This is a genomic window from Rhodococcus yunnanensis NBRC 103083 (genome assembly GCF_001895005.1).
GTDB lineage: Bacteria > Actinomycetota > Actinomycetes > Mycobacteriales > Mycobacteriaceae > Rhodococcoides > Rhodococcoides yunnanense.
The window spans coordinates 1-21,954 of record NZ_BCXH01000020.1 but is presented as its reverse complement, the minus strand read 5'-3'; the positions used below and the strand labels follow the sequence as shown (position 1 = coordinate 21,954).

Genomic DNA, 21,954 nt, shown 5'->3' with positions numbered 1-21,954 from the left:
GGGGTTACGCTGCCAGCCGTGAACCATCTCGACATAGGTAGGCCAAGTGGCAGGTAGGTTGCGGGCTCGCATGAGCGACGGCGACACACTGACGGACAAGCCGGACTTCGCACTGGTAGGAGTGCTCCGTGTCCCTGAATTGCAGAGCAGCCCGTGGCGGGCGATCTACCGGCGCATCCTCGTTGCACTCGGCGCTCTGTTGCTTGCCGCCCTCATCGTCTACATCGACCGCGACGGTTACCGCGACGCGCAGGACAACGAGTTGTCGTTCCTGGATGCGCTGTACTACGCGACGGTCTCGCTGTCGACCACCGGATACGGCGACATCACACCCATCGCGCCGTCCGCACGTCTGGTGAACATCCTCGTCATCACTCCACTTCGAATCTTTTTCCTCATCTTGTTGGTCGGGACGACGCTCGCGGTACTCACCGAGCGGTCGCGGCAGGCATTCAAAATTCAGCGATGGAGGCGCAGCGTGCGCAATCACACCGTGGTCATAGGTTTCGGAACCAAAGGCCGCACCGCCGTCGATGCGATGCTCGGGGACGGCGTTCCGGCATCGGAGATCGTCGTCGTGGACACCGACCAGACCGTGTTGGACACGGCGTCGAACATGGGGTTGGTCACCGTGCACGGATCGGCCACGAAGTCCGACGTTCTCAGGCTCACGGGCGCCCAGCATGCGGCAGCGATCATCGTCGCGACCAATCGCGACGACACCGCGGTCCTCGTGACGCTGACCGCACGAGAGATTGCACCGAAGGCGAAGATCGTCGCCGCGATCAGGGAGGCCGAGAACACTCATCTGCTGCGGCAGTCGGGCGCGGATTCGGTGGTGGTGTCCTCGGAGACCGCTGGTCGGTTGCTGGGCATCGCGACTTCGACTCCGAGCGTCGTGGAGATGATCGAGGACCTTCTGACACCCGAAGCGGGATTTGCGATCGCCGAACGGGAAGTCGAACGCGACGAGGTCGGGGGATCACCCAGACACCTGACCGACATCGTTCTCGGTGTCGTTCGAGGGGGCAAACTCTTCCGGGTCGGTTCTCCCGAGGTCGACGCCGTCGAGGCCACCGACAGGCTGCTGTACATCCGTCGGGTCGGCGAGTGACCACACGAGAATCGGACTTCGGTCCCGGCCGCGATAGTGTCTTGAACGTGCCACGATTCGAGCTTTCTTCACCGCCTCTGCTGTCCAGGTCTCCGTTGCACCGAGCCGAGGAATTGCGTAAGGACTCCGAGGCGTTGCGTGCGGGGTGGCCCACTGCGCGCGTCCTCGAAATCGACCATCGCGGTCAGCTTCGCGTCGACGATTCCGGAATCGTGTACGTATCGGCCACCGATATCGCTGCCGAACCCGCGCTGGACGCGGTGTTCCTCGGTGTTCACGAGGGCCGCCACCTGTGGACCAAACGTGTCGGTGTACTCACCGGAAAATTAGCCGACTTACGCACTTTTGCAGAATTCCTCGACGAGACCGAGCTGTCCATCCTGACCAGTGCTCTCGCGATTCTGAATTGGCATGCGGGGGCGAGTTTCAGCGCGATCGACGGGGCAGCGACCACGCCGACGTCGGCAGGTTGGTCGCGGACGAGTACGTCGAACGGACACGAGGAGTTTCCGCGAACCGACCCCGCGGTGATCTGCTTGGTGCACGACGGCGGCGACCGCGTGCTGTTGGCACGGGCACCCGCCTGGCCGGAGCGTCGATTCTCGGTGCTCGCCGGTTTCGTCGAGGCAGGCGAGTCGCTGGAAACGTGCGTCGCGCGTGAGATCAAGGAGGAAGTCGGCATCTCGGTGTCCGACATCACCTACCTCGGTAGCCAGCCGTGGCCGTTCCCTCGTTCGATCATGCTCGGATTCTCGGCGACCGCAGATCCCGAAGCCCCGCTGCAATTCCTCGACGGGGAGATCGCGGAGGCGCACTGGTTCGACCGCGCCGACGTACAGTCCGCGTTGAAGCTGGGGGACTGGGCCGTGGATTCGGACGCGCGGCTACTGCTACCCGGCTCCATCTCCATTGCTCGTGGAATGTTGGAGGCCTGGGCCGCAGGCGCGTGACGGCCACGGCCCGGACACGTCCTGGCCGCGGCCGATCACGGTCTCAGAGCGACAGTGCGCTCTTGACCGCCGCCAGCGTTGGATTGGTTGCCGTCGAGCCGTCCGCGTAGAGCACCGTCGGTACCACGTGGTTACCGCCGTTCACGCTGCCGACGAACTCGGCAGCCTCGGGATGCTGTTCGATGTCGATCTCGGCGTAGGTGATGCCCGCCTCGTCGAGCTGAGTCTTCAGCCGTCGGCAGTACCCGCACCATGTGGTGGAGTAGATGGTCAGGGCTGCGGCGTTCAGGGCTGCGGCGTTCTCGGGTGTGGTCACGATCGCATTCAACACCCTTCGCTCGCCACTTGTTCCGGGTGATCTCGCCCCGTGTGGCCGGCCTCCGGCAGTGTCGGTAGGTGCTGACATGATGGTCCGCATGCCAGTGGACTCCGCAATCGCCGGGTTGGATCCCGAACAGTCCGCTGCCGTCTCTGCGCCGCGTGGGCCCGTGTGTGTGCTCGCGGGCGCAGGAACTGGCAAGACACGTACCATCACTCGACGCATCGCCCACCTCGTTTCCGCAGGTCACGTCTCGGCAGGGCAGGTGTTGGCAGTAACCTTCACTGCGCGTGCAGCAGGGGAGATGCGTGGTCGTCTGCGTGAGCTCGGAGTGGGCGGTGAAGGTCCTCCGGTGCAGGCTCGCACGTTCCACGCCGCGGCTCTGAGGCAGCTCAAGTATTTCTGGCCACAGGTCGTCGGAGACACCGGTTGGCAACTTCTCGATCGAAAATTCGCTCTGGTCAGCCAGTCGGCTCACCGAGCGGGTGTATCCACGTCCACCGATTCGGTCCGCGATCTCGCCGGTGAGATCGAATGGGCAAAGGGCTCGCTCGTTGCACCCGAGGACTATCCGGCCGTCACGGCTCGGATTCGCCGTGAAGTTCCCATGGATGCTGCCAAGGTCGCGTCCGTGTACGCGGGCTACGAAGAGCTCAAGACGCACGGCGGTGATGGAATGCTGCTGGACTTCGACGATCTGCTGCTCCACACAGCCGCAGCCCTCGAGGAACATTCGGCAGTCGCGGACGAGTTCCGCGAGCGGTACCGCTGTTTCGTCGTGGACGAGTATCAGGACGTGACGCCTCTGCAGCAGCGCGTTCTCGATGCGTGGCTGGGCGAGCGAGACGATCTGACGGTGGTCGGAGACGCGAATCAGACGATCTACTCGTTCACCGGTGCGACTCCGCGCTACCTCCTCGACTTCTCCCGCCGCTTTCCTGATGCAACGGTCGTCCGGCTCGAACGTGACTACCGTTCGACGCCCGAAGTCGTCTCACTGGCCAACCGAGTCATCGGTGCCGCGCGCGGCAGAATCGCAGGCACGCGGCTGCAGTTGATCGGCCAGCGGCAGCCAGGACCGGAGCCTGATTTCTTCGAGTACGACGATGAACCGGCAGAGGCTGACGGGGTGGCGCGGGCGATCAAGCGGCTGATATCCAAGGGTGTCGAACCTGCGGAGATCGCTGTGCTCTACCGCATCAACGCTCAGTCCGAAGTTCACGAGAAGGCGTTGACGGATGCGGGGATTCCGTACCAGGTCCGCGGAGGTGAGGGATTCTTCAACAGACCCGAAGTGCGTCAGGGCATCTCGGCTCTGCGTTCTGCTTCCGGGCGCGACGACCTCCCCGAGGAGTCCAGATCGGGCGTTGGTCTTCCGTCGCTCGTGCGCGCTGTGCTCGCGCCTCTCGGTCTGACCGCGACCGAACCGGCAGGTGCACAGGCCCGTGAGAAGTGGGCGTCGCTCGGTGGACTGGTACAGGTCGCCGAGGAATTGGTCGGGCAGGATCCGGACCTCGATCTCGATCGACTATTGAGTGAACTGGCCGCGCGCGCCGAGGCGCGGCACCCTCCGGTCGTCCAGGGAGTGACGCTGGCGTCACTGCACGCAGCGAAGGGTCTCGAGTGGGATGCGGTGTTCATAGTCGGCCTCGCCGACGGAACCCTGCCGATTTCGCATGCGCTCAGCAACGATCCGAGCGCCGACAACGACGCCGCAGTGGAAGAAGAGCGTCGTCTGCTCTACGTCGGTGTGACGCGGGCTCGTGAACACTTGCATCTGTCGTGGGCGCTCGCTCGAAACGAAGGCGGCCGGAAGTCGCGGCGGCGGTCGAGGTTCCTCAACGGTCTGATCCCGGAGGATTCCCCAGCTTCTCGCATTGCGACGCCGACGACGAAGAAGTCCGCACCGAAGTGCCGTCTGTGCGGCAAGCCGTTGATCGGCACCGCAGCGACCATGTTGGGGCGATGTGAGAGCCACCCGTCGGACGTCGACGTTGCCCTTCTCGACGCGTTGAAGTCGTGGCGACTGGACAAGTCGCGCGAGCTGAAAGTTCCTGCGTACGTCGTGTTCAGCGATACGACTCTCACGGCGATCGCCGAGCAGCAGCCTCAGGACGATCGTGGGCTCGTCGCGATTCCCGGAATCGGCGCGAAGAAGCTCGAACGGTTCGGCGAGGACGTCTTGGCTGTCGTTCGCGATTCGTCGAGCAATTAGCCGAGATGGATCGAACATGTCGGAGAAACCCCAGGTAGAAAATAACTTGTGCAGTTCAGACAGTGGGGTTTAGTCTGTTTTCACCGCTCACGGGAGACCGCGAGCGAGCATTGTGTCCGGAGCGAGTTCAGATGAGGAGGTGGAGAATCGTGAAGAATCAACTTGTCGCCCAGTACATCGGCGCTGATGTCGTCGTTGCACGAGGTCGCTTGTCCGTTCCCAGCATGTCCGCTGCACATATGCCTGCAGCAAGCATGTCTGCAGCTCAGGATTCTGCCAACAACCTCATTGCTGCCGCAGGTAAATGCGGCGAACGGGCCGTTCAGGCGCAGGCCTGGGCAGCCAAGACGGCATCCCCAGCTACACGCTTCCGCCGCGCATCACGCGCGTCCGTGATCGTAGATCGATATCGAGAACCCTCTCGGTAGAGATTTCGATACAGCCTCGAAGGCCACGGACCCGCAGACGCGGACCGTGGCCTTTCTCGTTCGATGAGTCCCCTCGGATTCGAACGTTCGGCCCTTGGTTCGCAACAGCTTCAAGAACCGTAAACACGCCGCACGAAAAGTAGAGGAGACCGACGTGTCAACCGTCACGGTCCGGACGACATGCCGATACGAGGCTGAAAAAACCACCATCACAACAACATCGCTGGCCGGCGTGCCCGCCGCTGCGCATACCGGAACTGCACATGCCGGAGCGAGCGGGGTGTCAGGTTTGGCAGTGCCCTGCCGAGCGGCGGATCCCGATCTGTGGTTCGCGGACAGCCCTGGCGATCTGGAGCAGGCAAAGGCGTTGTGTGCCGAATGTCCGATCCGGCGCACATGTTTGAGCGCAGCTCTCGACCGCGCCGAACCCTGGGGCGTGTGGGGCGGCGAGATCCTCGACCAAGGAGTCGTCATCGCCAGGAAGCGGCCGCGTGGTCGTCCGCGAAAGGACACAGGCCAGCAGGTCGCGTGAGTACACGCGTGGACAGCCGGCCCGAACCCAGTGTGGCGCACGGCTTCACCGACGCCGAGAGATCAGACGTCGTCGGTGAAGCCGGGCAGCCACTCCGTCAGAATGGACATGTAAGGGGCGTAGGCGTCGAGTTGGGCGCAGATTCCCACGAGCCCTCCGAGAACGCGGAAGATCATCACGTATTCGGCAGGCATGTTCAATGCCCGCACCGTCCGGAACTGTGCACTGTCGAATTCAGCGGCGGTGCCCGCGGCCTTCTGGAGCCAGGCCCGGGTGAAATGAAACGAGTCGGTGCGAATCGGGTCGGTGAACGGGCGCAGGTAGTCCGAGATCTCCTTGGCCGTGACGGTCCGCCCTGGAATGACGAATCCGTTGTCGACGCAGAGCGCCACCAGCTCGTCGAAGCGTTCTTCTCGAGCCAGCCGCACCATACGACCCAGAACCGCGGGAAGCCCATTCGGCATCGGTGCGGTGGCCCCGAAGTCGATCACGCCGAGGCGGCCATCGGGTAGGAGCATGAAATTGCCGGGATGCGGGTCGGCGTGGAGGAAGCCAGCGCGCGCGGGTGCGGCAAACGCGAACAGGGCAAGAAGTGCGCCCGCGTTGTTACGCTCATCGGGTGTCCCGCTGGCGATGATCGACGACAGCGGTGTACCCGTCATCCATTCGGACACGAGGACTTTGGGAGCACTTGCGACCACTCGGGGCACCGCGAACTGCGGGTCGTCGGCGAATTCCTGTGCGAAGGCGCGTTGATTTCTCGCTTCGATGCGGTAGTCGAGTTCATCCTCGGTTCGGGCGATCAGCTCGTCGAGCACAGGCTTGACATCCGCGCCGGTGAAGATCGAGCTGAAGGTGTTGGCGAAGCGCGACATCGTCTTGAGGTCGGCCCGCAGAGCCTCGTCGGCGCCGGGGTACTGGACCTTGACCGCGACATCGCGCCCATCGGTCCATACCGCCCTGTGGACCTGTCCGATACTCGCCGAGGCGACAGGAGTGTCGTCGAAGGAGGTGAATCGGGATCGCCATGCGGTGCCCAGCTGCCGATCGAGCATGCGGTGGACCTTGGCGGCGGGGAGCGGCGGGGCTGCCGACTGAAGCTTGGTCAGAGCCTCGCGATACGGTTCGGCGAATTCCTCCGGTACTGCGGCTTCCATGACGCTCAGGGCTTGCCCGAACTTCATTGCGCCGCCTTTGAGTTCACCCAGAACCGAGAACAGTTGCTCAGCCGCTTTGGCGGCGAGGTCGGAGTCGATCTCGGTGCGATTGCCCCCGGCAAGCTTCTTGCCGAAGCCGACCGCTGCCCGTCCGGCGATGCCGATGGGGATCCGAGCGAGCTTGGCAGTCCGGGCTGATCCCCGACGCGGAATGTCTGACACCTCCCCATCATGGCTGACCGAACAACTTCTTGCCCACAGTGCAGGTGAGAGCACCCGGCTACTCACACGAACGCGCAGTCGCACAGCGCATGCCTGGCCCATCTCCGAGTGTCCATGCGATGTCGATCCAGGTCTATCTCCAGGGTCGAGTCGGTCAGCTGCGTGGCACGTCGGTGCACGAAGCCCTCGATCTGGGCGAGCACAACCGCAGCCGTGGCAAGAACCGTCGGTCTGTCCGCCTCGCCGACTCGTCCGAGCAGCTGGGCCGACACGTGAGGCCACTGCGGATCCATCGTGCAGCGTTCGAGTTCCAGGCACCGAAGGCAGCTGGACTCTCCGGGGATGACCAGTGGCCCGACGATGCCTTTTCCTTCGCGCAGACGAACCTGGAGATGCGGAGTCTTCGTCATCACCAGCGCGGTGACCACTAGTGGATCGGGAACGAGATCGTCGGAGAGAACTGTCAGGTCGCTCTGCCAGTGGCCTTCGTTGTGACGGAGCAGTTCGACGGGTGGGTAGTTCGAGTGTCGGAGTTCGAGAGCCGACGACGTCGTGATGCCCGATCGGATCGCGTCACCGAGAGGTCCACGTCCCACTAGGTGCACCGCCGCCGGACGTGCGAGTTTGTCGGAAGATGACGTCTCGTTCGGAGTACTGCCCTCGACGAGCAGATCGGACTCGTCGAGTTCGGACAGAAGCGTCGACATCGTATTCGCGCTCACGCCCAGGGTGCCGGCGAACCAGATGATGTGGGCTCTCGAGGACGTACCGTCCAGTTGCCGAAGAACGTTCAGCAAGACCTCGGCATCCATGTCGGGTGGTCCTGCGACGACGAACGACACGTCGGGATCCCACCCGAGTCGAACGGTTCCGTCGCGCTGCGCGAAGGCAGACACACGAAGCTTCGGTCGTCGCAGCGGAAAGGAATGCATGCGCACACGGTGGCACATCTCCACTCCGGCCTCGGCCGAGAATTCGAGGTTATCCACAACCCGCGCACGTCGCTCCAGCAGCGGTTTCGACAGAAAACGGGGGCGAATCGAAATCGATCGATTCACCCCCGTTCTCGGTGGATCAAGCCTTGTCCTCGCCGTCCTGACGCTTGTTCTCGCCGTCCTGACGCTTGTTCTCTCGGTCCGATCGCTCTTGCGCCTCGGTTGCTTCCAGCTGGGCCATGGGATCGTCGAAGTCACTCGATCCTCCGCCGACGATTCCGTCGATGAACGACGCTGGATCGTCGAGATCGGAGGAGACGGGCAACAGGTCCGGGTGCGCCCACACGCCGTCTCGTCCGTCGATGCCCGCTGCAGTGGTCAGACGCCGCCACAACTCGCTCGCTTCGCGGACCTTGCGCGGACGCAGTTCCAGACCGACGAGCGTCGCGAACGTCTGCTCGGCGGGTCCACCGGATGCGCGGCGACGACGAATCGTCTCGCTGAGAGCTCCCGCACCGGGGAGCCGTTCACCGAGTGCATCGGTGACGACGGTTTCGACCCAGCCCTCGACGAGTGCAAGCAGCGTCTCCAGCCGTTCGAGCGCGAACTTCTGCTCAGGAGTGGTCTGCGGCTCGAACGCGCCCTGCTGCAGGATTTCTTCGATCTTGGACGGATCGGTCAGAGATGCAGGATCGAGGCCGGACGCTGCTTCTTCGATCGCGGAGAAGTCCATCCGAATTCCGCGAGCGTATTCCTCGACGGTGGCGAGCACGCGCTGGCGGAGCCACGGGACGTGGCTGTACAAACGCTGGTGCGCGGCCTCTCGCGCGGCGAGGAATACGAGCACTTCGCGCTCCGGCTGTTCGAGGCCTTCGCTGAATCCGGCGATCGCGTCGGGCAGAAGCGCGGCAACCCCGCTCGGCCCGAGTGGGATCCCGATGTCGGTGGAGGTGAGAACCTCCTTGGACAGTTGACCCAGTGCTTGGCCGAGCTGCGAGCCGAACGCCATCCCGCCCATCTGCGTCAGCATGCCCATCATCGGCCCGGCGACCTGCTGAGCTTCCGGCGGAAGGCCCGCGGTCCACATGCTGGAGATCTGCTCGGCGACCGGGTCGCACAGCCTCTTCCATCTGTCGATCGTGTTGTCCAGCCAGTCGCCGGGAGTCCACGCCACCGTCTTCGATGCGCCGGCGGGAAGCGTCGTCGATCCGTCGAGCCAGAGTTCGGCGAGGTGCGCGGCATCAGCGACTGCTTCACTCTTACCGGACGAGATCGGGGAGATGGTGCCGATCTGCTGGCGTGCCAGCTGGGTGGCAAGTTCGTAGTTGACCGGGCCTGCGTTGGCGCCGCCGGCGCCTGCAGTTCCCATGCCGCTGAGCATCTGGCCGAATTGCGTGAGCATCTGGCCGAGCGCGGCGGGATCGAAACCCTCCCCGCCGAAGCCGAACCCACCGGGGGTGCCGTCTCCGCCCTGGTCCTTCTTCTTGTCCGGATCCTCGTCGGAGCCCTGGAAACCAAAATTGCTCATAGCTCAACGGTACAAGGCCCAGGCGCTCCGAGCATCGCTGGTCGTCACGCTGACGGCGAACACGATCGAGGCGCCGTCCGCCGCTGAAGAGGGGTCTCACATCCGCTCCACAGGCGTCGGTTCTAGTGTTTGTCGGGTGAATCGTAGGATCGCCACTCTCGTTGCAGCCCTCGTGCCCGTTGTCGTGCTCGGTGTGGCAGGGACCGTCATCACAGTTCCGTTCGCTGCGTTGGGGCCAGGACCGACCTACAACACTCTCGGAGATGCCGACGGAAGACCGGTCGTGCAGATCGACGGCACCGACGTCGACCCCACCACGGGTCACCTCAACATGACGACGGTGGCAGTGCGAGATCAGTTGAACATCTTCGAGGCGTTCGGCTTCTGGGCCAGCGGCAGGCAGGGTCTCGTTCCGCGTGAGGAGGTATACCCGCCGGACAAGACGAAAGAGGAGGTCCAGGAGGGCAATCAGGCAGATTTCGAGCAGTCCGAGGACAGTGCGGAACTCGCTGCTCTCCGTCATCTGGGATTCCCGGCGGTACTGACGGTCGGCACGGTGGCTCCCGACGGTCCTGCGGCCGGCCTACTCAACGAGGGTGACCGACTCGTCGCGATCGACGGCGTGCCCATCGACACCGTGACCGGTGTCCGGGACGTCGTCAGCTCCAAGGCACCCGGAGACGTCATAGTCGTCACCGTGACCGAGGACGGCGTGGATCGTGACGAAGCCGTGACGTTGGGCGCTCGACCGGACGACGCCGAGAAGGGATACCTGGGCGTGACACCAGCCGAGGAGCCGGACGTACCGTTCACCGTCACGTTCAACCTGGCCGATGTCGGCGGACCCTCCGCCGGACTGATGTTCAGCCTCGCCGTCGTCGACAAGCTCAGCCCGGGCGAGTTGAGCAACGGTGACTTCGTCGCCGGTACGGGCACGATCGACGCGGAAGGCACGGTCGGACCCATCGGAGGCATCCCGTACAAGCTGATCGCGGCCAGGGAAGCAGGCGCGACGACGTTTCTCGTGCCGTCGCAGAACTGCGACGAGGCGAAAGCGAACACCCCGGACGGGCTCCGCCTGGTGAAGGTGGAAACGCTCGATGGCGCGATCGACTCACTGCAGTCGATCGGCACCGGGGGCGACGCGCCGTCCTGCTGACGGCACGAGCTGCCGTTCAGGCCCCGGTCGCCCCGATTCCGGCCGGCTCAGTCCTCGTCGACGTTGTCGAAGGTCGCGTACAGGGCGTGCACGACGTTCGGGGCCAGATCCTCGTAGATCAGCAACTCGATCGGGGCGAACGGGTCGGTGTCCTCGTCCGGCTGCATCTGAAGCAGGGTGAGCGACGGACCGTCCTTGATGACGGCCGCGATCAGTCGTCCGTCCTTACGCTCGGGATGCGACCGAGCGGCCAGTCTGCCGGCCTCGTCGGCGGCATCGCGATCGGCGAGCAGCGGCACGAGAGCGTCGTCGAGATCGGACTCGGCGGCAGGCGGGAGCACGACGATCTCCTGGACGAGAGTGCATCCCACCACGCCCTCCGGCCAACTCGTGGTCGCAAGAAACTCGTCGAGCGCCGGTGATCCGCCACTGATGTCCTCGGGGAGCGAGTGCTGCTGGATCGGTGTCAGCGTGGAACCGTCGGCGAGTTCCTCCAGCAGTCCAGGCTCTGCCGCCGCGAGAACGGAGGTGGGCACGAGTGCGAAGATCTGCGGTGCCTGACCCCAGCCTTCGGCGTCGACGAAGTCGGCAACCTCTCTCGCGCACCGTGCCAGTGCCGCGCTGAGTTCCTCGACATTCGAGTCGTGGTCCGTGCCGTCGCCGAACAGGTCGTCGTTGAAATCGCTCACGTGCTCATCTTCCCATCGACGTCGAAACACAGCGCGAGGGGTCACTCGGACCCGACGGGTGTGGCCGAGTCGTCGAACCGTTCCGTACAGTGGTTCCCAAATCGGACATGCAGTGCACGCTGTGCGCTGGAGAAGCCATCTGCGATACCGAACGGTATCGCCCGAAGTTGGAGTGTGGCACGTGGGCATGAGGGCCCCCACCGGTCTACCGTCGCTGTCGCGGCGGAGTCGGATTCTGCTCGTATTGGCATTGGTCCTCGCAGCTCTGCTGCTTGTCGGTCCGCGCCTTATCGATACCTACACGAACTGGTTGTGGTTCGGCGAAGTCGGATTTCGCCAGGTCTTCACGACGACCTTGGTGACGCGACTGGTCATCTTCCTCGTGGTCGGTCTGCTCGTCGGCGGAGTGGTGTTCCTGTCACTGCTGCTGGCATATCGAAACCGGCCCGTGTTCGTTCCCGTTGCGGGACCGAACGATCCGATCGCGCGGTACCGGACGACCGTCATGAGCAGGCTGCGCCTGTTCGGCATCGGCATTCCTGCCGTGTTCGCCATCATCTCGGGCCTGATCGCGCAGACCAACTGGGTCACCGTTCAGCTTTTCCTGCACGGCCAGGACTTCGGAAAGGTGGATCCGCAGTTCGGCCTCGACGTCGGATTCTATTCGTTCGACCTTCCGTTCTACCGGTTCGTTCTCAACTGGCTGTTCGTCTCGACGCTCATCGCGTTCTTCGCCAATCTGTTGACGCACTACGTATTCGGAGGAATACGGCTTGCCGGCCGCGAAGGGGCGCTCACGCGTGCCGCCCGGATCCAGCTCGCGGTGCTGGCCGGGTCGTTCGTGCTGTTCAAGGCGATCGCGTATTGGCTCGATCGTTACTCGCTGCTGTCGAGTAGCCGGAAGGAACCCACTTTCACCGGTGCAGGCTTCACCGACATCAACGCAGTGCTTCCGGCGAAACTGATCCTGCTTGCGATCGCATTGATCTGTGCCGCAGCGTTCTTCGCGGCGATATTCCTTCGTGACCTCCGCGTTCCCGCGTTGGCGACGGCACTGCTCGTGCTGTCGTCGATTCTCGTCGGCGCGGTCTTCCCGCTTCTGATGGAGCAGTTCTCGGTTCGTCCCAATGCTGCCGAGAAGGAGCGGACGTACATCGAGAGGAACATCGCTGCCACGCGCGATGCGTACGGCATCGGTGATGACGTCGTCGAATATCAGGACTATTCGGGTGAAGGATCGCAGTCCCCGCGTGAAAGCCCGGCCGACATCACGACGATTGCCAATACACGCTTGCTGGACCCGAACGTTCTCTCGCGAACGTTCACCCAGCAGCAGCAGCTGAAGAACTTCTTCGGTTTCCCGCAGTCTCTCGATGTCGATCGTTACGAGATCGACGGGCAACTGCAGGACTACATCGTCGCAGCGCGTGAATTGTCGCCGGAGAGTCTCACCGGTAACCAGACCGACTGGATCAACAAACATACCGTCTACACACATGGCAACGGTTTCGTCGCGGCTCCCGCCAACCGCGTCAATCAAGCGGTACAGGATCCGACCGCCGAGGGCGCGAACAGCAACAGCGGCTATCCGATCTACGCAGTCAGTGACATCGCATCGCAGGGGTCCGAGCAGGTCATTCCTGTCGATCAGCCACGCATCTACTACGGCGAGGTCATCTCTCAGGCAGATCCCGACTACGCGATCGTCGGAACCGGGGGAGCGACCGAGGATCGGGAGTACGACACCGACAACTCCCGGTACACCTACACCGGTGCCGGTGGTGTGTCCGTGGGCAACTGGTTCAACCGCCTTGCCTTCGCTGCCAAGTACGCCGAGCGGAACATTCTGTTCTCCGGTGCGATCGGTGACAACTCGAAGATCCTGTTCAACCGTGATCCGCGTGAGCGTGTTCAGAAGGTTGCGCCGTGGTTGACGACCGACAGCGATTCGTACCCGGCCGTGGTCGACGGCAAGATCGTCTGGATCGTCGACGCCTACACCACACTGAAGGACTACCCGTACGCGCAGCGTGCCTCGCTCGATGGTCTCACCGTGGACAGTCTGGAGTCGACGACGGGACGTCCCCTTCCGAAGGAAGAGGTCTCGTACATCCGAAACTCGGTGAAGGCGACCGTCGATGCATACGACGGAACGGTGACGCTGTACCAGATCGATGACAACGACCCCGTACTCAACGCGTGGATGGGGGTCTTCCCGGACTCCGTGAAGCCGTCGTCGGACATCTCCGATGATCTTCGTTCGCACTTCCGTTACCCGGAGGATCTGTTCAAGGTCCAGCGCGAGATGTTGGCCAAGTACCACGTCGACGATCCCAACGAGTTCTTCACCAACAACGCGTTCTGGTCGGTACCGAGCGACCCGACCGTCGACGGTGGAACGGATCTGAACCAGCCTCCGTACTACGTGCTCATCGGTGATCCGGACACGGGCAAACCGTCGTTCCGACTCACCAGCGCCATGGTGGGCTTCAACCGTGAACTGCTGTCCGCGTACATTTCGGTCAGGTCGGATCCGGAGAATTACGGAAAGTTCACTGTGCTGCAGTTGCCGACGGCCACGCAGACTCAGGGCCCGCAGCAGGCGCAGAACTCGATGACGTCGGACTCACGTGTGGCGTCGGACCGAACTCTGTTGCAGCAGTCCAACACGATTCAGTACGGAAACTTGCTGACATTGCCTATTGCCGACGGCGGCATTCTGTATGTCGAGCCGCTGTACACGGAGCGAAGTACGGCGTCGACCTCTACGTTCCCGCAGTTGACGAAGGTCCTCGTGAGCTACCGCGAACCGGGAGCGGGGGGCGGAGTCCGAGTTGGATATGCGGCGACGCTGTCCGAAGCACTCGATCAAGTCTTCGGTTCCGGTACCGGCAATGCAGCCACTGCACCCGGCGGTGACGCTGCAGATCCACAGCCGTCCACCGAGACACCGGGCACCGAGAACAACACGGAGGCGACCACACCGCCTGCAACCGGATCGACGCAGGGGCAGCCGAGTCAGGCTGCGGTGCAACGCTTGAACACCGCGCTGGCCGATGTGAAGGCTGCTCAGCAGAGCGGTGATCTGGGTCGACTCGGTTCAGCGTTCGATGCGCTACAGCAGGCAATCAACGCGTACCAGAGCGGTGGTGGCTGATCTCGGCTCGCATGTGAACAGCTCGCATGTGAACAGCTCGCATGTGAACAGCTCGCATGTGAACAACTGAAGAAGCAACGAAGCGGCGCCATCACTCTCTTCCGTAAGTGATGGCGCCGCTTCGTTTTTCGCAGATCGCGCAGCGATCTGGGAACTCTACTGCGTGTGCTCTAGCGACCGATGGCTGCGAGGAACGGCGCGCCGGCCGCGACGAGCTGCTCGAACTGTGCGCTGAGTCCGTACTGGCCGGCCAACGCGGAGGCCTGGTCGAGGCCCTGCTGAGCAACGGTCGAGGCCTGGTCGAGGTACTGCTGAGCGGTGGCCTGGTACTCCGGTGCGGCCGGAAGTTCCGGTGCTACGGGAGCGACGACCGCGGGGGCCTCGGTGACGGGAGCTTCGATCACGGGAGCGGCCGGTGCAGGCGCTTCCTGGACGGGAGCTGCCGCGGCGGGAGCCTCGGACGCCGATGCACCGCTTGTGAGGTGCTGGCCGCATACGGGCCATGCGCCGACACCTTGGGTCTGCAGCACGTTCTCGGCGACGCGGATCTGCTCGGCCTTGGATGCGCCCTCCGGCGACCCGGAGCCACCGTTGGCTGCCCAGGTGCTCTGCGTGAACTGCAGACCGCCGTAGTAGCCGTTACCGGTGTTGATGCCCCAGTTGCCGCCGCTCTCGCACTGCGCGACGCCGTCCCAGTTGTGCTCGGCCGCATTGGCGGTGCCCATGGAAAGGCCGAGGGGAATCGCAACGACGGCGCCGGTGACTGCGGCCCATCCCAGTGCACGCTTGCCGAATGTTGTGTGTGTGGTCATGCGGGTGAATCCTCTCCGCGCTTGCCTGCGCAACTCTCCGTGCGAGACTCGAATCGTGATGTCTCTCGGTGATGTGTACGAATGATCACGAATTCGTACGTGTCGCGGCTCTGCCCCCGTGCAAATCGGGGAACCGGTCTCCGCGGGGCAGAGCGTCGCAGCGGCGGAGGCGGTTTCGGCCCTGTTTTGTAGGACCGAGAGCGAAGGTAGTCGAGGATTTTCGTGACGTCACACAAAAGTTTGGTGGCTCGGTTGTCCACATAGTGAGATGGAGAACGTTGTTCGCGCTGGTTGAGGTCCGTTGCGATGCGTTCGTATCCGCTTCGTTACTAGGCTGTTATGTGACATAGATCACGTTGGTTTAGTGACCCATGGCACTGGATTTCGTGAGGATGGGGGTGTAATTCCGTCGTTGTCAGTACCCGAACCCGGTTTCCATCGGATTCGAAACGGTCCACGACGGGATTCGTCGCACGTGGCCGGGCCGATGCATTCTCCGGGCAGCCGGCGGGTGCGCGGCTGACCATTCTCCGTGGGGTGTTCACCTGATTTGCCATTGCTCGACATCGTCCGGTAGCTTTGCTCCTGCAACGCGGGGTGGAGCAGCTCGGTAGCTCGCTGGGCTCATAACCCAGAGGTCGCAGGTTCAAATCCTGTCCCCGCTACTGAAGAACAGGGTCGGCATCGGAAGGTGCCGGCCCTGTTTTTTTGTCGATATATGTTCACTAGTGCGCACATATACGGCTATGCTCGATGTATGTCGAGTCCTTTCGCCGAGACGCGGTTCCGACGGCTGTTCGCGGCTCAGGTCGTTGCTCTGGTCGGCACCGGCTTGCTGACGGTGGCGTTGAGTCTGGCTGCCTTCGATATCGCGGGTAGTGACGCCGGCGCGGTGCTGGGAACAGCGCTCGCGATCAAGATGGTCGCGTACGTCGGGTTGTCGCCCGTGGTTGCAGCGGTGACGGCGAGGCTGTCCCGCAAGGCGGTGCTCGTCTCGGCCGACGTGATTCGGGCCGGGGTGGCGGTGGTTCTACCGTTCGTCGATCATGCGTGGCAGATCTACGTCCTCGTGTTCATCCTGCAGGCGGCATCGGCGACATTCACCCCGGCGTTCCAATCGACCATCCCCGCTGTGCTTCCCGGCGACCGTGCGTACACCAAGGCAGTGTCCATGTCCCGGCTCGCGTACGACCTGGAATCGATCGTCAGCCCGTTGGTTGCAGCGGCGTTGCTGACCGTTCTCTCTTATCACGTGTTGTTTGCCGGAACCGCGGTGGGATTTCTCGTTTCCATGATTCTCGTTGCGAGAACGGATCTTTCGGACGTGACAACGACCGAGTCGGCGTCCTTTCGATCCCGGGTCACATCGGGAGTGCGTACGTTCGGTCTGCATCCGGGCCTCCGGGGGCTTGCTGCTGTCAACATGGTCGTAGCGGCGGTGACCAGCGTGGTGGTCGTCGACTCGGTGGTGTTCGCACGCGACATGCTCGGTGGAGCCGACGGAGCAGTGGCGATGCTGCTGCTCGGCTTCGGAACCGGTTCGATCTCGGTCGCAATCGGTCTCCCTCGACTGCTGAACCGGATCGAGGATCGGACGGTGATGCTGGCCGGATGCGCCTTCGCTTGCCTTGTGCTCGTCCTGTTCACGGTGCTTGCGCTGGTGGCGCCCTCGGGTGGCGCGGGATGGCTGTGTGCAGGCGCACTGTGGGTATCGGCCGGGGTGGCCGCGTCGGCGATGGGAACTCCGTCCGCACGCGTCGTGCGTCGTCACGCGCGGAAGGCAGAACTGTCCCCGTTGTTCACCGCGCAGTTCTCGCTGTCGCACGCGTGCTTTCTGCTGACCTATCCGATCGCCGGATGGGTCGGGGCGACTTGGGGACTTCCGTTGTCGATCGGACTTCTCGCAGCGCTCGCTACACTGGGCACGATTGCGGCGCTGTTGCTGTGGAGGTCGAATGAAGGAGGCGGGGATGGTGGAGTCGATTCCGACTCGTTCGCCGAGCCTGGAGCATTCGTCGGAGCCGGACCGCGCTCGGGTCGAGTCCGCCAGTGAGACGTTCCGGATGCTGTCGGACCCGACACGACTACTGCTTCTGTGGCTTCTGAGCCATGGGCCGTCGGACGTCTCGGCTCTGACCGAGGCCAGCGGAGCGTCGCGGACGGCTGTCAGCCAACATCTCGCGAAATTGCGATTCACGGGGATGGTCGATACCAGTAGGGATGGGCGACGCATCGTCTACCGGATCGTCGATGGGCACCTTTCTCGCCTCATTCGTGAGGGCTTCAACTACGCCGACCACCGAGTGACCGGAGAACCGCCGCATCTGTGACGCGGCGTTCTCGGTGAGTTCGTCAGGACGTATACGTTTTCTGCATCATGCGGTGCTGCGCTTATTCGTGTGTCGGGCCCGCTCGCCGGTGTGGTCGGGTTCCGGCCTGGCCGAGGCGGACGACCATCGGATGGTCGTCGACGCCTCGGCTGCCCACGTTGCCGTCGCGAAAGGCTAGGTGCGCTGCTCGGTCTCGGCGGCGTCGCCGTCGGACTCCTCTGCCGTGAGATCGACGGTGTCTCCGCCTTCGAGAACGGTAAGTTCCTGCTCGGCCTCCGCAATCAAACCCTTGGCCTCGTCCTTGATCTTCTTCGCCCAATCGGACATATTTCGACTCTCCTCCGCTTCGACGTGTACCTCACTTCTCTACCAGGTCTTCGAGCCGAGTGGAGCGCCGATGCGGTATCGGTGCGAATCGGCGACTAGGTGAGATCGGTCAGCGCTCGCCTCAGTACCTTTCCAGTGGCGTTGCGAGGTAACTCCTCGACGAACACGATGTCGCGCGGAACCTTGAAGCGCGCAAGATTCGCCTTCACATATGTCTTGATATCGGCGACGCTTCGATCGGACGACCGCGTCGGAACCACGAATGCCTTCAACCGATGACCGAACTCGGGGTCGGCTACGCCGACGACGGCAGCCTCCACGATGTCGTCTCGGTCCGCCAACAAGTTCTCCACCTCGAGTGGATAGACGTTCTCGCCACCGGAGACGATCATGTCGTCGTCCCTGCCGTCGACGAAGAGCAACCCGTTTCGGTCGAAATGCCCCACGTCGCCGGTCGACAACATCCCGTCGATTCGCTCCTTGTCACGGCCATCGGTGTATCCGGAGAAGCTGAGACCACTGGAGACGAAGATGCGGCCGACGGACCCTGTCTCCGTGACCGGGTTGCCGTCGTGGTCGAACAGTTCGACGCGGCATGTCACCGGTGGCCGACCAGCCGTGCCGGGCGCGAGTGCAAGTTCTTCCGGGGTCGCGACCGTCGCGACGGCGACTTCGGTGGATCCGTAGAGATTGTGCAGCACTGGGCCGAATGCGAGTGCTGTACGACGACTCAGATCGGGTGAGATGGACGATCCGGCCGCGAAAATGATGCTCAGAGAGGAAGTGTCGTAGCGAGAGAGCACCTCCGGTCCCAGGTCGACTATCCGCTGCAACATCGTCGGAACCAGGACGAGCGCGTCCGCGCGATGCTTTTCGATCAGCACGACCGTGTTCTCGGCATCGAATCGCCGATGCATGACGACGTGGTTCCCCAGTGCCAAGGCCAGCGCGAATTGCGACACACCCGTTCCGTGGAAGATGGGCGCAGCCATGACCATCGTCCGACCGCGTCGAAGCGGAACCCGATCGAGAAATTGAGCCGACGCCAGAGGTGACGTGTGATCGCGAGGCGCGCCTTTGGGACTTCCGGTCGTTCCGCTGGTCAGGAGTACGAAACCGCCGTGGGTCGACGGCACGGGAACGGTGTCGACGGAGCGATTGTCGATGACCGACGCCAGAGTCGGCACCTCCGGTTCGGGGCTGTCCGTCCACGCGATGTATCGCTTCACACCTGCCGACAATGCTGCTGCAACACCGGCGAACTCGTCGTCGTAGACGAACGACACGACTTGTTCCCTGGCTGCGACGTCGGCCAATTGCGGGGGAGCGAATCCTGTGTTCATCATGACGAGCCGTATGCCGGCTTTGGCGGCAGCCAACATCGTGAGCACGAGCCATCGATGGTTGCGCGCCATCACCCCCATCACCGATCCGGCACCCAGCCCGTCGTCGAGCCATCCTCGGACAAGCGCGTTGGACTTCTGCTCCAGCTCCAGATACGTCAACGTTCCCACTTCATCGACCAGAGCCGGAGTCGACGCCCCCTCGGGAGTAGTTGCGTGGGCATGTACCGGTCCTGCGAACGGCCCGTACTTTCCCACCGCCCGTATCGAAGCGACACCATGATCGAGACGCGGAAACGGGATGAGTCCCGAGCGGTTCATCACCCGCACCGCCCCGACGGTATCGATGATGTGAGACAACGTTCTGTGGCGACTGACGCTTCGCCGTACCGACATGATCATCCCCCTGAGATCTATTCGGTCGTAGCGGTTGAAGCCAGTACTGCGATCGGGTGTTGCCGAATGTGCTTGCGGTGAAGCGTCGGTCGTGCGGACGCTGCGTTGTACGAGGTCCGATACTAATGGGGCGTGCAGCAGGGGCGGGGCGAAAGCTGCAAATTCCAACCACCGAACTGTTGTTCGATTCATTTGTCGAAATCCTGAAGGTTTCGACGAGGGGGTTGATTAACGTTGCCCGACCATCTCGGCGAGGAACGAGTCGGCATGCTGGGTTGTAGGGGTTGGGGTGAGGCGAGGGTTTTCGAACGGGGCCGGATAGAGCTCGCTCGGGTGCGCAAGGTGCCGACGAGACCTGAGGCTCTCAGTCGGGCGAAAGCCTCGTCGAAAGTGACTGAGGGACAGCGTGTCCAGCGGTGCTCGCCGAGCTGATGGGTACGTCGACCGTCAATTCATCCTCTAGTTTCTATTCGAACTAGTGTTCGACAAGTGGCAGTTTCTGGGTTAGACTTGGTGCATGCTTTCGGGGGATAGCGTTGCAGGGGAGAATGATCCGATGCCGAGCGAGTCGGCACCGGATGGGTCGGTGCTGGCCGGGTCCGATGCTGCTGCGTCTGGTGATGCTGGGCCTGGTGATGGGATGTCGGATGGCTTCGCGTCTGATGATGCTGTGTCTGATGATGCGGCACCTGATGATTCTGGGTCGGGGTCTGGTGGTTCGGGGTCTGGTGGTTCGGGGTCTGGTGGGGGCGAGTCGGGTGAGTCTGAGTCGTATGTGGACAAGTTGGGTTTGAGGGTGCGTGATCATGCGGTGTTGCCGATTGTGGATGTGGATGTGTTGGGGGCGGTGTGTGGGATCGAGGAGCGGGTGGCGGTGTTGCGGGGGTTGGATTCGGTGGGGTTGAGCAATGAGGATCGTCGGGGGTTGGTGGTGCGGTTGGAGGCGGCGCAGCGGTCGTTGTTCGCGTTGTCGCATACCTGGCTTGCGGATTTGATGGGTCAGCGTGGTCTCGATGATATTTATGGGTCGATGCCGGTTGCGGTGGCGGTGGTGTTGGGTGTGTCGCAGCAGCGTGCGCGGCAGCGGATTCGGTATGCGAATCAGTTCGGGGCGCGGTCGGCGTTGACGGGGGAGCGGTTGGGTCCGGTGTCGTCGGCGACGGCGGCTGCGGCGTCGGAGGGTGTGCTCGATGAGGAGCATCAGGATATTGTTCGGAAGTTTTTTCAGCGGTTGGGGTCGAAGGTCGATGTCGAGACGCTGGAGAGTGCGGAGCGGCAGTTGGCGCAGTTGGCGCGGGATTTGTTGCCGGATCATTTCAAGGTGGCGGCTCGTCGGTTGTATGACACGTTGGATCCGGATGGGTCGTTGTCGGAGGATCAGGTTGCTGATCAGACGTATTTTCGGTTCGGTGATCAGGATGAGAATGGGTTGTCGAGGGTTTCTGGTCGGGTGGATGCGGAGTTGCGGTCGTATTTGGATGCGGCGTTCGCGAAGTTCGCCAAGCCTGGGATGTGTAATCCGGCGGATGCGTCGCCGGTCGTCGACGAACCCGACACCGATACCGACAGCAGCAGTAGCGGTAGCAGTAGAAATAGCGACACCAGCAGGACCAGTAGCAGCGATACCAGCAGCAGTGGTAGCGGTGGCTCGGGTGGTGGCGGTCGGGGTGGGCCGACCTTGTTCGACGACCCCGACGACAGTCCCGGCCCTGACGACCCCGACGACAGTCCCGGCCCTGACGACCCCGACGACAGTCCCGGCCCAGACGACCCCGACGACCCAGGCAATGACGACCCAGACGCCGGTCCTGGCAGTGACAGTCCTGGCGGTGGTGGTTCGGCTGGTGGTGGCTCAGGTGGTGATGGTTCGGATGGTTCGGCTGGTGGTGATCCAGACAGTGGCGGTTCCGGTGATGATGCTGTGGTGCGGGCGGGGCGGGATCGGCGGGGGCAGGGGCGGCGTCAGCATGATGCGTTGAAGGTGATTGTGCGGGCGATGTTGGCGTCGGGTCGGTTGGGGCAGCATCGGGGGTTGCCGGTGACGGCGGTGGTGTCGATGACGTTGAGGGAGTTGGAGTCGGCGTCGGGGCATGCGGTGACGGCGACGGGGTCGTTGGTGCGGATGCGGGATGCGATTCGGATGGCCTCGCATGCGCATCATTATTTGGTGATTTTCGATGATGATGGTCGGCCGTTGTATTTGGGGCGGTCGAAGCGGATTGCGTCGGCGGATCAGCGGTTGGTGTTGATTGCTTCGGATCGGGGGTGCAGTTTTCCGGGGTGTTCTCGGCCGGCGTCGTGGTCGCAGGTGCATCACATCGATGAGTGGGTGGGGGGTGGG

General features: G+C 63.2%; 18 protein-coding genes and 1 tRNA gene. 11 read left to right on the top strand and 8 right to left on the bottom strand.

Features of this window, described 5'->3' with window-relative positions:
* Positions 1-46: 46 nt before the first annotated feature.
* Together RY1_RS24535 and nudC are read left to right on the top strand one after the other, a co-directional pair.
* Positions 47-1,114 carry a potassium channel family protein gene (locus tag RY1_RS24535; protein WP_072806666.1) on the top strand — a complete coding sequence of 356 codons (1,068 nt, stop codon included), beginning with the start codon at positions 47-49 and terminating at the stop codon, positions 1,112-1,114.
* A 47-nt stretch (positions 1,115-1,161) separates the two neighbouring features.
* Complete coding sequence (gene nudC, locus RY1_RS24530; protein WP_072806738.1) at positions 1,162-2,064, top strand: NAD(+) diphosphatase; 903 nt, start codon at positions 1,162-1,164, stop codon at positions 2,062-2,064.
* 43 nt (positions 2,065-2,107) lie between these two features.
* Here nudC and RY1_RS24525 read toward each other — a convergent pair whose 3' ends face one another.
* On the bottom strand, positions 2,108-2,380 hold the full coding sequence (locus tag RY1_RS24525; RefSeq protein WP_281250013.1) for a mycoredoxin: 273 nt from the start codon (positions 2,378-2,380) through the stop codon (positions 2,108-2,110).
* A 91-nt stretch (positions 2,381-2,471) separates the two neighbouring features.
* Between RY1_RS24525 and RY1_RS24520 the strand changes: the two genes are divergently transcribed.
* The 3 genes from RY1_RS24520 (at position 2,472) to RY1_RS24515 (ending at position 5,558) form a co-directional block, all read left to right on the top strand.
* Complete coding sequence (locus RY1_RS24520) at positions 2,472-4,598, top strand: ATP-dependent DNA helicase UvrD2 (RefSeq protein ID WP_072806736.1); 2,127 nt, start codon at positions 2,472-2,474, stop codon at positions 4,596-4,598.
* Between the two features lie 149 nt (positions 4,599-4,747).
* Positions 4,748-5,026, top strand: a complete 279-nt coding sequence (locus RY1_RS29840) for a hypothetical protein (RefSeq protein WP_139279978.1) — start codon at positions 4,748-4,750, stop codon at positions 5,024-5,026.
* A 232-nt stretch (positions 5,027-5,258) separates the two neighbouring features.
* Complete coding sequence (locus RY1_RS24515; RefSeq protein ID WP_371829507.1) at positions 5,259-5,558, top strand: WhiB family transcriptional regulator; 300 nt, start codon at positions 5,259-5,261, stop codon at positions 5,556-5,558.
* 62 nt (positions 5,559-5,620) lie between these two features.
* Here RY1_RS24515 and RY1_RS24510 read toward each other — a convergent pair whose 3' ends face one another.
* The 3 genes from RY1_RS24510 to RY1_RS24500 form a co-directional block, all read right to left on the bottom strand.
* The gene (locus RY1_RS24510; RefSeq protein ID WP_072806665.1) at positions 5,621-6,937 is read right to left on the bottom strand and encodes an ABC1 kinase family protein; all 1,317 of its coding nucleotides are present in this window, start codon (positions 6,935-6,937) and stop codon (positions 5,621-5,623) included.
* Between the two features lie 62 nt (positions 6,938-6,999).
* Positions 7,000-7,869, bottom strand: coding sequence for a hypothetical protein (locus RY1_RS24505; RefSeq protein WP_072806734.1), 870 nt, complete (start codon positions 7,867-7,869; stop codon positions 7,000-7,002).
* Between the two features lie 142 nt (positions 7,870-8,011).
* Positions 8,012-9,400 (bottom strand): zinc-dependent metalloprotease, encoded by a 1,389-nt coding sequence (locus tag RY1_RS24500; protein ID WP_072806664.1) that lies wholly within the window; start codon positions 9,398-9,400, stop codon positions 8,012-8,014.
* 136 nt (positions 9,401-9,536) lie between these two features.
* Here RY1_RS24500 and RY1_RS24495 point away from each other — a divergent pair, with 136 nt between their 5' ends.
* On the top strand, positions 9,537-10,559 hold the full coding sequence (locus tag RY1_RS24495; protein ID WP_072806663.1) for a YlbL family protein: 1,023 nt from the start codon (positions 9,537-9,539) through the stop codon (positions 10,557-10,559).
* 47 nt (positions 10,560-10,606) lie between these two features.
* On the opposite strand, the gene RY1_RS24490 is transcribed toward RY1_RS24495, so the two are convergent.
* The gene (locus tag RY1_RS24490; RefSeq protein ID WP_174565471.1) at positions 10,607-11,227 is read right to left on the bottom strand and encodes a PPA1309 family protein; all 621 of its coding nucleotides are present in this window, start codon (positions 11,225-11,227) and stop codon (positions 10,607-10,609) included.
* 202 nt (positions 11,228-11,429) lie between these two features.
* Here RY1_RS24490 and RY1_RS24485 point away from each other — a divergent pair, with 202 nt between their 5' ends.
* Entirely contained in the window at positions 11,430-14,405 is a 2,976-nt protein-coding gene (locus RY1_RS24485) for a UPF0182 family protein (protein WP_174565466.1), read from the top strand.
* A 170-nt stretch (positions 14,406-14,575) separates the two neighbouring features.
* On the opposite strand, the gene RY1_RS24480 is transcribed toward RY1_RS24485, so the two are convergent.
* Positions 14,576-15,217 carry a transglycosylase family protein gene (locus RY1_RS24480; RefSeq protein WP_072806661.1) on the bottom strand — a complete coding sequence of 214 codons (642 nt, stop codon included), beginning with the start codon at positions 15,215-15,217 and terminating at the stop codon, positions 14,576-14,578.
* 591 nt (positions 15,218-15,808) lie between these two features.
* Between RY1_RS24480 and RY1_RS24475 the strand changes: the two genes are divergently transcribed.
* The 3 genes from RY1_RS24475 (at position 15,809) to RY1_RS24465 (ending at position 17,547) form a co-directional block, all read left to right on the top strand.
* Positions 15,809-15,882 (top strand) — tRNA-Met (locus RY1_RS24475).
* Between the two features lie 92 nt (positions 15,883-15,974).
* A complete protein-coding gene (locus RY1_RS24470; protein WP_072806660.1) occupies positions 15,975-17,270 on the top strand; it encodes an MFS transporter in 1,296 nt (431 codons plus the stop codon).
* The gene (locus tag RY1_RS24465; protein WP_072806659.1) at positions 17,188-17,547 is read left to right on the top strand and encodes an ArsR/SmtB family transcription factor; all 360 of its coding nucleotides are present in this window, start codon (positions 17,188-17,190) and stop codon (positions 17,545-17,547) included. Before RY1_RS24470 ends, RY1_RS24465 begins: the two co-directional genes overlap by 83 nt.
* 174 nt (positions 17,548-17,721) lie before the next feature.
* Here the strand turns inward: RY1_RS24465 and RY1_RS30230 are convergent, their stop codons facing one another.
* Together RY1_RS30230 and RY1_RS24460 are read right to left on the bottom strand one after the other, a co-directional pair.
* Positions 17,722-17,874, bottom strand: coding sequence for a hypothetical protein (locus tag RY1_RS30230; protein ID WP_169914824.1), 153 nt, complete (start codon positions 17,872-17,874; stop codon positions 17,722-17,724).
* 95 nt (positions 17,875-17,969) lie between these two features.
* Positions 17,970-19,613, bottom strand: a complete 1,644-nt coding sequence (locus RY1_RS24460; protein ID WP_072806732.1) for an acyl-CoA synthetase — start codon at positions 19,611-19,613, stop codon at positions 17,970-17,972.
* Positions 19,614-20,436: 823 nt separating this feature from the next.
* On the opposite strand from RY1_RS24460, the gene RY1_RS30325 reads away from it, so the two are divergent.
* On the top strand, positions 20,437-21,954 hold a 1,518-nt coding region (locus tag RY1_RS30325), incomplete at its 3' end, for an HNH endonuclease signature motif containing protein (RefSeq protein ID WP_245819934.1).